Genomic DNA, 13595 nt, shown 5'->3' with positions numbered 1-13595 from the left:
AATGGATAGACGCGGATGCAAACAAAACCTTTCCGAATCGGCACGCGCGGCAGCCCGCTGGCGCTCGCGCAGGCTTACGAGACGCGCAACCGGCTGATGTCGACGCATGGCTTGCCGGAAGACATGTTCGAAATCGTCGTGCTGTCCACCAAGGGTGATCGGATAACCGACCGCGCCTTGTCGGAAATCGGCGGCAAGGGCCTGTTCACGGAGGAACTGGAAAACCAGCTTCTGTCCGGCGAACTCGATATTGCCGTGCATTCCTCCAAGGACATGCCGACCGTTTTGCCCGAAGGCCTCTATCTTTCCGCCTTCCTGCCACGCGAAGACATGCGCGACGCCTTCATCGGCCGCACCGCGCCGAGGCTTCTGGAGCTGCCGCAGGGCGCCGTTGTCGGCTCCGCCTCCCTGCGCCGTCAGGCGCTGATCCGCCGCCTGCGGCCGGATCTGAGCGTCATCATCTTTCGCGGCCTGGTCGATACCCGCCTGCGCAAGCTGGAAGAAGGCCAGGCGGATGCAACGCTTCTTGCCTTTGCCGGCCTGAAAAGGCTCGGCAAGGAGAATGTCCCGACGGAAATTCTCGATCCGAAGGAATTCCCCCCTGCGCCGGCGCAAGGCGCGATCTGTGTGGAAAGCCGCATCGGCGATACGCGGATGGACGAGCTGCTTGCCCCCATAAATGACAGGCCGACTTTTGACGCCGTGACCTGTGAGCGCGCCTTTCTGGCCGCGCTTGACGGCTCCTGTCGCACGCCAATCGCCGGTTATGCCACCTGCGACGGCGAGGAGCTGCATTTTTCCGGGCTCATCCTTACCCCCGATGGCCAGACGAGCCACGGCATCGAAATCTCCGGCAACCGCAGGGACGCGGCAAAACTCGGCCGACAGGCCGGCGAAGACGTGCGCGCCAAGGCGGGCAGCAATTTCTTCGAAGGCTGGAGCTGAGCCGATGCGGATCGTCGTCACCCGGCCGCAGCGTTCGGGCGAAAGGACGGCCGCAAAGCTTGAAGCGCTCGGCCATGAGCCGGTGCTTCTTCCGCTGTTTCATCCCATCCATCATGGCGAACGCGCCATCTCAGCGCTATCCGCCCCGCTGGCGGCCATCGCGGTAACCAGCGCAGAGGCATTGCGGGCGCTGGATACATTCGGAGAGCAGCTGGCACCGCATCTGTCGAAACCACTTTTTGCCGTCGGTGGAGCAACAGCGCAAGCGGCGAAAAATACCGGTTTCGGGCAGATACTCACCGCCTCCGGAGATGCCTTGGGTCTGACGGCGCTGGTGACGGAGCACCGCGCTCTTCTTTCCGAAGGGCAACCCCTGCTCTATCTCGCCGGCAGGCCACGTGGCTCCGTCTTCGAGGAAGGCCTTGCCGCAGCGGGCATTCCCTTCAGAACGGTCGACTGTTACGAGATGCTACCCTCGAACATCCCCGAAACCATGCTTGAAACGGCCCTTCTCGACACCGCTGCCGATGTAGTCCTGCTCTATTCGTCCGAAGCGGCACGGGCCTTTTTTAGCCATGCGTCGGCGGAAAAATATGCGGCAGCGCTGGCGGCGGTCCAGTTCATCTGCATCAGCCGCAACGTGCTTTCTCTGGTTCCGGAAATTTTCCGCTCAAAGGCCATCGCCGCCGAAGAGCCGAGCGAGGCGGCGATGTTCGAACTTCTGTGCCAGTACTCTGGAACCTAATTGGCGTTCGCCCCTTTCCTTTGCCGCCGTCACTGACTAGGTTTAGAGTACTGCAGGCAGAAATGAGGTTGTCATGGTATCGGGAAAGCCGCCACGCCACTCCAAGTCCAAAGCCGAACCGGTCACAATCGACCTGGACGCAAAAGACGTGAAAGCAATTTCCGCCGATGGGGACGCTGCCAGGATGGACGAAAAGCCCGATGACAAAACGCCGTCGTCGCCTGTAGAGCCGGGCACTCCGGCAACGAAGCCTGAGGCAGCCGCAACGGGCAATCCCGCCCCCATCTGGGACCAGCCCGGGAAAACCCCTATCGAGCCCGAGCCCAATGTTGGCAAAGCGGACCCCGCAGCCGCCGAACCGAAGGCCGAGCCCCCCGGGGACAAGCAGAAAGAGCCGGTATCACAGGCCACTGTTCCGCCCAAAGCCGAGGCAAAACCGACCACGGATACAGCCGGAACAAGTGCCGCCGCAACCGCTGCTGCGGCTTCGAAACCGGCCTTCGGCTCCACCGCCTCCTCCAGCACATCCGGCAACGCCTCCGCTGCCAAACCCTCGACCACGACCTCGTCTTCAGGACCGGACAAACCGTCCACCCCGCAGCAGGCGGACCGCAAACAGGCGGCGACCTCCGGCCTTATCGCAGCAGGTATCGTCGGCGGCCTCATAGCACTCGCCGCCGCCGGCAGCATGCAATATGCAGGTATACTGCCCTCCTCCAATTCCGGAAGAGCCGGAAGCGATGAGATCGCTGCACTGAAAACCGATATCACCGGCCTGCGGCAGCAACTCGCCAATGCCCCGGCAGCCGATACCTCGGCACTGGAACAGCGCATCGCGACGCTCGAAGGCGCAAAGGGTGAGGCCCCGCAGGTGGATGGGCTTTCGGAAAAAGTCACCGCGCTGGAAGCCGCCCTGCAATCGGAACGATCCGCACAGGCCTCGGCAACCGCGGAACTGACGCGCCGCCTTACCGATGCGGAAACCAAGATCAACGAACCGCGCGACGATATCGAAGTCGCCCGCGCCATCGCCTCGGCCGCGCTGAAGGCCGCGATCGATCGCGGCGGGCCGTTCCTGACGGAGCTCGACACGCTCTCCAAGGTCACGCCTGACGATCCAGCCATCGCATCGCTGCAATCCTTTGCCGCAACCGGCGTGCCGTCGCGGTCGGAGCTGATGCAGAAATTCCCTGATGTCGCCAATGCGATGCTGTCGGCCATCAACCAGCCCGACCCCAATCAGGGCATCATGGAGCGCCTGACAGAAAGCGCCTTTTCGCTGGTGAAGGTCCGCCCGGTCGGAAATATCGAGGGTGAGACACCCGACGCCATGATCGCACGCATGGAAAACAAGCTGCGCAACGGTGATCTGCAGGGCGCAGCACTTGAATGGAACGGGCTTCCAGAGGCGGCCAAAACGGCATCCGCCGATTACAAGAAATCTCTGGATGCGCGCATCGAGGTCGAAAATCTGGTCGGCGGCACATTGAACCGCGCCATCACCAGCACCGGCAGGCAGGGGTAAGGGCATGACCAGAATTCTGACTTTCGCCCTTATCGTTCTGGCGCTTGGTTTCGGTTTCTCGTGGCTTGCGGACCGGCCGGGCGTGCTTTCCATCGTCTGGCAGGGCCAGTTGATCGAAATGAGCCTGATGGTCGCCGCCTCGATCATCGCGGCGCTGGTTGCAGCCGTCATGCTGGTCTGGTGGATCGTCAACGCCGTCTGGACCTCGCCCAATGCCGCCCGCCGCTATTTTCGTGCCCGCAAGCGCGACCGCGGTTACCAGGCGCTCTCCACCGGCCTCATCGCCGCAGGCGCCGGCAACGCCATCCTCGCCCGCAAGATGACGGCCCGCACGCAAGGATTGCTCAACGCCGATCAGGAGCCGCTGATCCACTTGCTCGATGCGCAGGCCGATCTCATCGAAGGCAAATATGACGAAGCGCGCCGCAAGTTCGAAGCCATGGCCCGCGATCCCGAAACCCGCGAGCTTGGCCTTCGCGGCCTTTATATCGAGGCGCGCCGTCAGGGTGCTTATGAAGCCGCCCAGCAATATGCCGAGGACGCGGCGGAAAAAGCCCCCTACCTGCCCTGGGCAGCACAGGCGACGCTGGAAAATCGTTGTCGCAACGGACAGTGGGATGACGCGATCCGCCTGCTCGACCAGCAGAAGGCAGCCAGCGTCATCGAACGCGGCGAGGCGGAACGGCTGAAAGCCGTGCTTCTCACCGCCAAGGCCGGCGAAAAGCTGGAAAGCGATCCCGTCAGCGCGCGCGAGGACGCCAAACATGCCCTCAAGCTCGCAAAGAGCCTCGTTCCGGCAGCGCTGATCGCAGCAAAATCCTATCTGCGCGAGGACAACCTGCGCAAGGCCGCCACGGTTCTGGAGCCCGTGTGGAAAACCGATCCGCATCCGCAGATCGCCGAGCTTTATGTCCGCGCCCGCAGCGGCGATACCGCCATCGACCGGCTGAAACGCGCCGAGCGGCTGGAAAGCCTGAAGCCCAACAACATCGAATCCCTGTTTGCCGTGGCGCAGGCGGCGCTCGACGCCAAGGAATTTGCCAAGGCGCGGGCCAAGGCCGAAGCCGCAGCCCGGATCGAGCCGCGTGAAAGCATCTTCCTGCTGATGGCCGATATCGAGGAGGCTGAAACGGGTGATCAGGGCCGGGTGCGTTACTGGATGGCGCAGGCGCTGCGCGCGCCGCGTGACCCCGCATGGGTGGCGGATGGCGTCGTTTCGGAAAAATGGCTGCCGGTTTCGCCAGTGACGGGCCGTCTCGATGCCTTTGAATGGAAAGCACCTTTTGGCCAGCTCGAAGGTCCAGTCGAAGACCTGACAATCGAAAATGCGATGGCCGCAGCACCCGCAAGGGCGGAACCGGTTGCGAAAACAATCGTCGTCGAAGCTGCTCCCGAGCCTCGCGCCGAGCCGAAACCCGTTCCCGCCGCACCGATAGAGGTCGCGCCTACCGTATCGGCTCCGAAGGAGAAAAAGCCCGCCACTATCGAAGCGCCCGTTGAAAGCAAAGCAGCGGACGAGAAGGCGGAAGCCGTACCCTTCTTCGGCGGCGCGCCGGATGATCCCGGCGTCAAGAAACCCGGCGCAGAAGCCGAACCCAAGACCCGGCTCAAACTCTTCTGACGAACAGGATATCGATGCTCAACCGGATTCAGTCGTTTATTCAAAACCTCGTCGGCCCGCATGCGGATGATTTCAGCCCGGATGATTTAAGGGTGGCAGTCGCCGCCCTCTGTTTTCAGGTAATGGAAGCGGATGGCACCGTCTCGAAAAGCGAGCGGGACCGCCTGCGCGAAATCCTTCAGGATTATTACCACCTCGATTCCGGCAAGCTTGATGCGCTTCTCGCCGCCGGTCAGGAGGCGGGCAAGGAAGCTGTTGATTATTACCGCTTCACCACCGATATCCGTCGCCATCTCGATGAAGATCAGCGGGTGGAGCTTATTGGCATATTATGGGATATTGTTTACGCTGACGGCGAACGAAGCGAAATGGAAGACCATGTGATCTGGCGAGTTGCCGATCTGCTTGGTGTTTCAGTGCGCGACAGGGTTCTGCAACGTCAGCAGGCCGCCACGAGGTCCGGGCCGGCTGAAGAAAGCGAAAACCACGACGATGCTGTTTGACCCTTCCAGGCAACAGGGAAAACAACCTTCGCTGCTCATCGTCCTGCATCAGGAACGTTCCACGCCCGGCCGCGTCGGCCAGATGCTGGTGGAAAAAGGGTATCGGCTGGATATAAGGCGACCCGCGCTCGGCGACGACCTGCCGCAGACACTCGAGAAACACGCGGGCGCCATCATCTTCGGCGGCCCAATGAGCGCCAATGACCCGCATGATTATGTCAAAGCCGAAATCGACTGGCTGAAGGTTCCGCTGAAGGAGAACAAGCCCTTTCTTGGCATCTGTCTTGGCGCGCAGATGTTGTCCAAACATCTGGGCGGCAAGGTTGAGGCCGACCGGGACGGCAAGGTGGAAATCGGCTGGTATCCGCTTCACGCTACCGAACACGGACGGCTTTTGATGCCGCATTGGCCGAAGATGGTTTATCATTTCCACAAGGAAGGGTTCGAGCTGCCGCGCGGAGCCGAGCTTCTGGCATCGGGCGAAACCTATCCCAACCAGGCTTATCGGTATGGTAAAAATGCCTGGGGGCTACAGTTTCACGCCGAACTCACCCGCGCCATGATGCACAGCTGGGTGGTGCGCGGCGCGCAGCGCTTTGGCATGCCGAATGCGCAGGTCGGCAGCCAGCACCTTGAAGGCCGCATGTTGTTCGACACGCCGCTCCGCTCTTGGCTCAGCAATTTCCTCGATCTGGTTTTTGAGGGCAAGGCCCAGCGCTGAGGCCCGTTGCCGTCAGCGCGGCGCATCCAGATTATCGATCTTGCGCAGTTTCGAAAAACCGAGCGCCCAGATAACCGCGACAGCAAGCGTGCCTGCTCCACCAATGACGACGGCAGGCACCGCCCCGACCACATGCGCCATGGTGCCGGCACGGAATTCACCCAGCTCGTTCGATGCACCCACAAACACCATGTTCACCGCATTCACACGCCCGCGCACCTCATCCGGCGTCCAGAGCGCGATCAGGGTTTCCCGCACATAAACCGACACCATGTCCGATGCGCCCATGACCACCAATGCGGCAATGGACACCCACGCGGTTTCGGAGAGACCAAACACGACAGTGGAAATGCCGAAGAGGCCAACACCAATAAACATCAGCAGGCCGGCATGGTGGCGGATGGGCCTGAAGGCCAGAATGACCGCAACGGTAATTGCACCAATGCCGGGGGCGGCACGCAGCAACCCGAGACCCCATGGCCCGAGCGTCAGAACTTCCTTGGCGAAAATCGGCATCAGGGCGACTGCGCCGCCCAGCAGGACCGCGAAGAGGTCGAGCGAAATGGCGCCAAGGACGATTTTTTCCTGCGAAATGAATTTGAAGCCTGCCAGCATTGTTTCGAGGCTGATGGCTTTCGCCGGGCCGCGTTGTTCCGGCTTGCGGATTGTCACCGCCAGCATCGCTGACACGATGAAGAGCATGAATGCCACAATGTAGGCGACGGAAGCGCCGAGACCATAAAGCAGACCACCCGCAACCGGGCCAAGAATGGATGCCATCTGCCAGGAAGAAGAATTCCACGCTATGGCGTTCGGCAAATCCTCGACGGGCACAAGATTTGGTGCCAGCGATTGAACCGCCGGCCCCATGAACGCCCGCTCAATTCCGAACACGACCAGAATGGCGAAAACCGGCCACGGAGAAAAGCTGTGCGTCAGCGTCAAACCAAGCAGGGCGGCGGCGCAGCCAGCCGCGACCACAAGGCAAACGGCCATGATACGCCGGCGATTGTGTCTATCGGCAACTGTTCCGGTAACGAGGATCAAAAGCAGCGACGGCAGAAACTGAAAAAGCCCGATCAGACCGAGATAAAAGGCGTTACCGGTCACCTCATACATCTGCCAGCCGACTGAGACGCTGACAATCTGGATGGCGAAGGCTGAAAAAAAGCGGGCGCTGAAGAAGCGACGATAGGAACTATGCCGGAATGCACCGAAACGGTTTTCGGCAGAAGGCAGGGACATCGGCTGGGTGCTCTCGAGAGAATATGAGACGTTTGCAATAGAGCGATATCACAAGAATCGCCAGCCCTATTGGCGCAACACTTGCCCGTTCACCAGCGAATGTCTAAATGTCTTGCAACCAAGATACGGAGATATTGATGCTTGCCCTGTTTCAGACCATCGATCTGGCTTTGAACCTCTACACGTGGGTGCTGATCGCCAGCGCCATTTTTTCCTGGCTGTATGCCTTCAACGTCATCAATTCCCGCAACCAGTTTGTGAATGCCATCGGCAGCTTCCTGGTCAATGTCACGGAACCGGCCCTGCGCCCCATCCGCCGCATTCTGCCCAATCTCGGCGGCATCGACATTTCGCCGATCATCCTGCTGCTGATCATCTTCTTCATCCGCTCCTTCATGTGGAACACGCTTTATCCGATGACCGTTTGAGTGGCTGCTGGCAGAAACACGATGATCATGTCCGCCTGTCCGTTCGCCTGACGCCGAGCGGCGGGCGGGATGCGATTGACGGTGTGGAGCAGCATGCGGACGGACGCGCCTATCTGAAAGCCCGCGTCAGCGCCGTGCCGGAAGACGGCAAGGCGAACAAGGCCCTGATTGTTTTGCTGGCAAAAAAACTCAGGCTGCCCAAATCGTCCATCACCATCATTTCAGGCGAAACAGCGCGCAAAAAAATCCTCCGGATCGACACCGACCCGGAGGATTTCGAAAAGCTCTTTAAAAAGCTGATGGGTTAAGCCGATCAGCCCTGCGCCTTGTAGCGCTCAATAGCTTCGACGATCAGCTTCTTGGCGACGTCGACATCCTGCCAGCCGCCCATCTTCACCCACTTGCCGGGCTCCAGATCCTTGTAGTGCTCGAAGAAGTGCTCGATCTGCTTCAGCGTGATTTCCGGCAGGTCGGTGTAGTTGTGAACCTTGTCGTAACGGCGCGTCAGCTTCCGAGCCGGAACAGCGAGGATTTTCTCGTCCTTGCCGCCATCATCTTCCATGATCATCACGCCGATGGGACGGACGTTGATAACACAGCCGGGAACCAGCGGGCGGGTGTTGCAGATGAGAACGTCGATCGGGTCGCCATCGTCGGACAGCGTGTGCGGCACGAAGCCATAGTTACCCGGATAGGTCATCGGCGTGTAGAGGAAGCGATCAACGATCAGCGCACCGGCGTCCTTGTCCATCTCGTACTTGATCGGATGGCCACCGACCGGCACCTCAACGATAACATTCACGTCATCCGGCGGGTTCTTGCCTATGGAAATTGCATCGATACGCATTCGCTTCCCTCAATTCGACGGGTTGGATTTGGTTTTCGATACTGGGAAAGTCGCCGCATTGCAACATGGCTTTGAGCGGATTAGGCAGAATGCGGGATTTGAGGTTATCGCGATTACGCATGGCGACGGGAAAAACCACGCCAATACGCAATCCATCCGCAGCTTTTGTCAGTTCCAGACGAAACCAACCTTGCGTAACGACTTGCCGCCGAAATCTTCCATACCTTCGGCAATGTCGCGGCCGCCATGCGAACGGAAGAACCGATTGGCGACGTCACTGTCTTCGAGGCACCACACGACGATGCCATTGCAGCCGAGCGATGTCAGCAGCCTGCGGGCCTCCGTAAACAGCAGCGAGCCGAGCCCGATGCCCTGATATTCCGGCCGCAGATAAAGTTCGTAAATCTCGCCGTCATGCGGCAGCCCACGCGCCCGGCTGAGGCCCAGCGTCGCATATCCGGCAACCACACCGGCCACTTCCACCACCAGCATGGTGGCGGAGCCTCTGGTCGCTTTCTTCCACCAGATTTCGCCGCGGCGTTCCAGCATCTGCGTCAACGGCCGGTGCGGGATCAGCCCCGCATAGGCCTGTTGCCACGACAGACGGTGCGCTTCGGAGATGGCGCGCGCATCATGCGGCTCGGCACGGCGAACATCGATGGATAACGTTTTCATAACGCGATTCTGGCCCCGGCCACGGAAACTTGCCAGTCATAAAGGTTAACACCGGCAAGCTTACCCACAGCCTATTCATGTGGACGACCAGCAAAAATTAACGCATCCTTAACCTTTGACACAAGCACCTTTCGACTCATGCACACATAAAAACGAATGCATAAAAAAACCCGGCTCGAAGCCGGGTTCTTTCAAATTCGTCACAACAAGTCGCAATCAGACAGCAAGCTTGGCCTTTTCGAAACGCTTGCGGTCGTTGGCATCGAGGAACATCTTGCGCAGACGGATGGACTTCGGCGTCACTTCCATCAGCTCGTCTTCCTGGATCCAGGAAAGAGCGCGATCGAGCGTCATGCGGATCGGCGGGGTCAGCTTGACGGCTTCATCCTTGCCGGCGGCGCGAATGTTGGTCAGCTGCTTGCCCTTCAGCACGTTCACTTCGAGATCATTATCGCGCGTGTGAATGCCGATGATCATGCCAGCATAAACCTTCTCACCCGGCTCGATGATCATCGGGCCGCGATCTTCAAGGTTGAACATGGCGTAAGCGACGGCTTCGCCCGAACCATTCGACAGCAGAACGCCGTTGACGCGACCAGCGATCTGGCCCTTGAAGGGCTGATAATCGTGGAACAGGCGGTTCATGATTGCGGTGCCGCGCGTGTCGGTCAAAAGTTCAGACTGGTAGCCGATCAGGCCGCGGGTCGGGGCGTAGAACTTCAGGCGAACGCGATTGCCGCCGGAAGGACGAAGCTCGGCCATTTCAGCCTTGCGCTCGGACATCTTCTGAACGACGACGCCGGAATGCTCTTCATCAACGTCGATCACGACTTCTTCGATCGGCTCCAGCAGGGTGCCGTTCTCATCCTTGTGCATCACAACGCGCGGACGCGACACAGCAAGCTCGAAGCCTTCGCGGCGCATGGTTTCGATCAGAACGGCCAGCTGCAATTCGCCACGGCCGGACACGAAGAACGAATCCTTGCCTTCGGCTTCTTCAATCTTCAGCGCAACGTTGCCTTCGGCTTCCTTGAACAGGCGGTCGCGGATAACGCGGCTCGTAACCTTGTCACCTTCGGTGCCGGCAAGCGGGCTGTCGTTGACGATGAAGGACATGGTAACGGTTGGCGGATCGATCGGCTGCGCGGTCATCGCCTCGGTGACGGAGGGATCACAGAAGGTGTCTGCGACAGTGCCCTTGGAAAGGCCGGCGATCGCAACGATGTCGCCCGCATGAGCCTCATCGATCGCGGTGCGCTCGATACCGCGGAATGCGAGAATCTTGGAAATACGACCGGTTTCGATCGTCTTGCCGTCCTGGCCGAGCACCTTCACGGCCTGGTTCGGCTTGATTGAACCGGAGGCGATACGACCGGTGATGATACGGCCGAGGAAAGGGTTGGCTTCAAGGATCGTGCCGATAAGACGGAACGGGCCTTCTTCGACCTTGGGCTCCGGAACATGTTCGAGAACCAGGTCGAGCAAGGGTGCAAGACCCTGATCCTTCGGACCTTCCGGGTTGACGTTCATCCAGCCGTCACGGCCGGAACCGTAAAGGATTGGGAAGTCGAGCTGCTCGTCGGTGGCGTCGAGGTTCGCGAAAAGGTCGAACACTTCGTTGATGACTTCTTCATGACGGCCATCCGGACGGTCGATCTTGTTGATCGCGACGATCGGGCGAAGACCAACCTTCAGCGCCTTGCTGACCACGAACTTGGTCTGCGGCATCGGGCCTTCGGACGAATCGACCAGAACGATCGCGCCATCCACCATCGACAGGATACGCTCGACTTCACCGCCGAAGTCGGCGTGGCCGGGGGTGTCGACGATGTTGATGCGGACACCCTTCCACTCCACCGAGGTCGCCTTGGCGAGAATGGTGATGCCACGTTCCTTTTCGAGATCGTTGCTGTCCATCACACGCTCGGCGACGCGCTGGTTGTCGCGGAACGAGCCGGACTGCTTCAGAAGCTCGTCCACGAGCGTCGTTTTTCCATGGTCAACGTGCGCGATGATCGCGATGTTGCGAAGTGCCATTGTTCAAAATCTCTGAGGTTGGGCGCTACTATCGTGAGATGCGCCAATTTAGTTTGGCGCGCTCATAACCTTTTTTTTGCAAATGCGAAAGGGGGGGCTTGTCATAAGCCCCCTGCGCTCCGGTTCTAGCTCAGAAATATGACAGTCTTTTATAGCGTGCTCTTATACGAGGCCGCGCTTCAACAGCATGGCGTCCGGGCTAGGCATCTTGCCGCGGAAGGCAAGATAGGCCTCCTCCGGATCGATGGAACCGCCAACAGAATAGATATTGTCCTTCAGCCGGCGCGCCATCTCACCATCAAAGGCATTGCCGGCTTCCTCAAAAGCGGAAAACGCATCGGCATCCAGCACCTCCGACCACATGTAGGAATAATAACCGGCGGAATAACCGTCACCGGAGAACACATGCTGGAAATGCGGCGTCGCATGCCGCATGACGATGGATTTCGGCATGTTGAGCGCGGAAAGCACCTCACCCTGCACGGCCATTGGATCACCGACGCTGTCGCGGGTGTGAAACGCCATGTCGACAATGGCCGAAGAAGTGAATTCCACCGTGCTGAAACCGGCATTGAAGGTCTGCGCGGCCAGAACCTTGTCCAGCAGCGCCTTTGGCATCGGCGCACCGGTTTCATAATGCAGGGCATATTTTTCCAGGATTTCCGGAACCGTCAGCCAATGTTCGTAAAGCTGCGACGGCAATTCGACGAAATCGCGCGAGACACCCGTTCCGGACACGGAAGGGTAAGTAACATCAGACAACATGCCATGCAGCGCGTGGCCGAATTCATGAAACAGCGTGCGTGCATCGTCCAGCGAAAGCAGCGCCGGTTTTCCTTCGGCCGGTTTTGCGAAATTGCAGACATTATAGATGATCGGTATTTCGCCGATGGTGCCGTTCTTCAAGGGCAGCTTGTGCTGTGACTGGAACGAGCTCATCCACGCGCCGGAACGCTTGGAAGGACGGGCGAAATAATCGCCGAGGAACATGGCCTTCAGATCGCCCTGTTCATCGCGGATTTCGAAAACCCGCACATCCGGATGGTAGGCGGCAACGCCCTTTGCTTCCACGGCGCGAATTCCGAAGAGCCGGTTGGCCACATCGAAGCAGGCCTCGATGATCTTTTCCAGTTGCAGATAGGGTTTCAACTCAGTCTCGGAGAAGCTGAATTTCCGTGTCCGCAACTTTTCTGCATAATGCCGCCAGTCCCATGGCAAAACCTCGTGGTTCCTGCCTTCCTCGACAATGATGGCGGCAAGCTCGGCCTCTTCTTCAGCGGCGCGAAGAACTGCCTTTTCCCAGACCTGGCCGAGAAGGCCGTTCACGGCGTCGGGCGTTTTTGCCATTGTGTCGTCGAGCTTATAGGCGGCAAAATTCGCGTAACCGAGAAGCTTTGCCTTCTCCTCGCGCAGTTCGAGTGTGCGATGGACGATCTCGCGATTGTCGGTCTCGCCACCGTTTTCACCCCGCGCCGCCCAGGCCTTGAAGGCTTGTTCGCGCAAATCCCGGCGCTCGGAAAAGGTCAGAAAAGGCTCGATGATCGAGCGGGAAAGGGTAACGGCGAATTTCCCGTCTTCGCCATGCTCGCGGGCAGCACCCGCCATCGCATCGCGCAGAAAGCCGGGAATGCCGGCAAGCTCCTCTTCCGTGGCAAGTAGCAGTTTCCAGCTCTTTTCATCCGCCAGCACATTCTGCCCGAAGCTGGCGCCAAGACCGGCAAGCTCCTCGTTGATGGTCGCCAGCCGTTCCTGCCGGTCCTTCTGCAACTTGGCGCCGGAGCGCACGAAACCCTTCCAGTGGCGTTCGAGAACACGCTTTTCCTCGCCCGTCAGCCCGAGCGAATCGCGCTTCTCCCATAACGTATCGATACGCTTGAAGAGGGCCTCATTCATGCCGATCTTCGAATAGTGCCGCGACATTTTCGGTGCGATTTCCCGCTCCAGTGCCTGAATGGCGCTATTGGTATGCGCCCCAGCCTTGTTCCAGAACAGGGCTGAAATGCGCGAAAGTTCGTCGCCTGCTATTTCGAGCGCGGTCACGGTGTTTTCAAACGTCGGCGCCTGAGCATTGCCGGAAATCGCATCAATTTCCTGTTCGTGCGACAGAAGGGCAGCTTCGAAGGCCGGAGCGAAATCCTCATCCTTGACCGCATCGAATTTCGGCAGACCGTTGTGACCGTTCCAGGTAACGAGTGCGGGATAAAGCGCGGTCTTGGATGGCATTTCATCTTCCTTGTACAATTCCGGTTTAAACCCATATGGGCACGCCTCCACCGCCAATTCAATATCCGGAATTTGGTGTG

Annotated in this window: 13 protein-coding genes; 8 read left to right on the top strand and 5 right to left on the bottom strand. The window is 59.4% G+C overall.

The features are described 5' to 3' along the window. Positions 1-15 precede the first annotated feature (15 nt). From hemC to ACQZ5F_RS23370, 6 genes are all read left to right on the top strand, one after another. The gene (gene hemC / locus ACQZ5F_RS23395; protein WP_225338259.1) at positions 16-945 is read left to right on the top strand and encodes a hydroxymethylbilane synthase; all 930 of its coding nucleotides are present in this window, start codon (positions 16-18) and stop codon (positions 943-945) included. Positions 946-949: 4 nt separating this feature from the next. Next, on the top strand, positions 950-1690 hold the full coding sequence (locus tag ACQZ5F_RS23390) for a uroporphyrinogen-III synthase (protein ID WP_225338258.1): 741 nt from the start codon (positions 950-952) through the stop codon (positions 1688-1690). A gap of 73 nt (positions 1691-1763) precedes the next feature. Then, a complete protein-coding gene (locus ACQZ5F_RS23385) occupies positions 1764-3215 on the top strand; it encodes a mitofilin family membrane protein (protein ID WP_225338257.1) in 1452 nt (483 codons plus the stop codon). A 4-nt stretch (positions 3216-3219) separates the two neighbouring features. After that, on the top strand, positions 3220-4836 hold the full coding sequence (locus ACQZ5F_RS23380) for a heme biosynthesis protein HemY (RefSeq protein ID WP_225244932.1): 1617 nt from the start codon (positions 3220-3222) through the stop codon (positions 4834-4836). 14 nt (positions 4837-4850) lie between these two features. After that, entirely contained in the window at positions 4851-5339 is a 489-nt protein-coding gene (locus ACQZ5F_RS23375; RefSeq protein ID WP_225338255.1) for a tellurite resistance TerB family protein, read from the top strand. Then, complete coding sequence (locus ACQZ5F_RS23370; RefSeq protein ID WP_225338254.1) at positions 5329-6060, top strand: glutamine amidotransferase; 732 nt, start codon at positions 5329-5331, stop codon at positions 6058-6060. The genes ACQZ5F_RS23375 and ACQZ5F_RS23370 overlap by 11 nt, the downstream gene beginning before the upstream one ends. A 12-nt stretch (positions 6061-6072) precedes the next feature. On the opposite strand, the gene ACQZ5F_RS23365 is transcribed toward ACQZ5F_RS23370, so the two are convergent. Next, the gene (locus ACQZ5F_RS23365) at positions 6073-7305 is read right to left on the bottom strand and encodes an MFS transporter (protein ID WP_225338253.1); all 1233 of its coding nucleotides are present in this window, start codon (positions 7303-7305) and stop codon (positions 6073-6075) included. A gap of 137 nt (positions 7306-7442) precedes the next feature. On the opposite strand from ACQZ5F_RS23365, the gene ACQZ5F_RS23360 reads away from it, so the two are divergent. Next, positions 7443-7733, top strand: a complete 291-nt coding sequence (locus ACQZ5F_RS23360; protein WP_003492418.1) for a YggT family protein — start codon at positions 7443-7445, stop codon at positions 7731-7733. Next, positions 7730-8041: a DUF167 domain-containing protein gene (locus tag ACQZ5F_RS23355; protein WP_225338252.1), complete on the top strand. Its 312-nt coding sequence runs from the start codon at positions 7730-7732 to the stop codon at positions 8039-8041. Before ACQZ5F_RS23360 ends, ACQZ5F_RS23355 begins: the two co-directional genes overlap by 4 nt. Positions 8042-8046: 5 nt before the next feature. Here the strand turns inward: ACQZ5F_RS23355 and ppa are convergent, their stop codons facing one another. From ppa to ACQZ5F_RS23335, 4 genes are all read right to left on the bottom strand, one after another. After that, positions 8047-8580, bottom strand: coding sequence for an inorganic diphosphatase (gene ppa / locus ACQZ5F_RS23350; protein WP_448731101.1), 534 nt, complete (start codon positions 8578-8580; stop codon positions 8047-8049). 168 nt (positions 8581-8748) lie between these two features. Continuing rightward, positions 8749-9255, bottom strand: a complete 507-nt coding sequence (locus tag ACQZ5F_RS23345; protein WP_006310825.1) for a GNAT family N-acetyltransferase — start codon at positions 9253-9255, stop codon at positions 8749-8751. A gap of 216 nt (positions 9256-9471) precedes the next feature. Continuing rightward, the gene (typA, locus tag ACQZ5F_RS23340; RefSeq protein WP_046799559.1) at positions 9472-11292 is read right to left on the bottom strand and encodes a translational GTPase TypA; all 1821 of its coding nucleotides are present in this window, start codon (positions 11290-11292) and stop codon (positions 9472-9474) included. Between the two features lie 162 nt (positions 11293-11454). After that, complete coding sequence (locus tag ACQZ5F_RS23335) at positions 11455-13515, bottom strand: M3 family metallopeptidase (RefSeq protein WP_225338251.1); 2061 nt, start codon at positions 13513-13515, stop codon at positions 11455-11457. Positions 13516-13595 lie beyond the last annotated feature (80 nt).

The organism is Agrobacterium sp. 22-210-1 (assembly GCF_053522525.1).
This window is presented reverse-complemented; position numbering and strand designations above follow the sequence as displayed.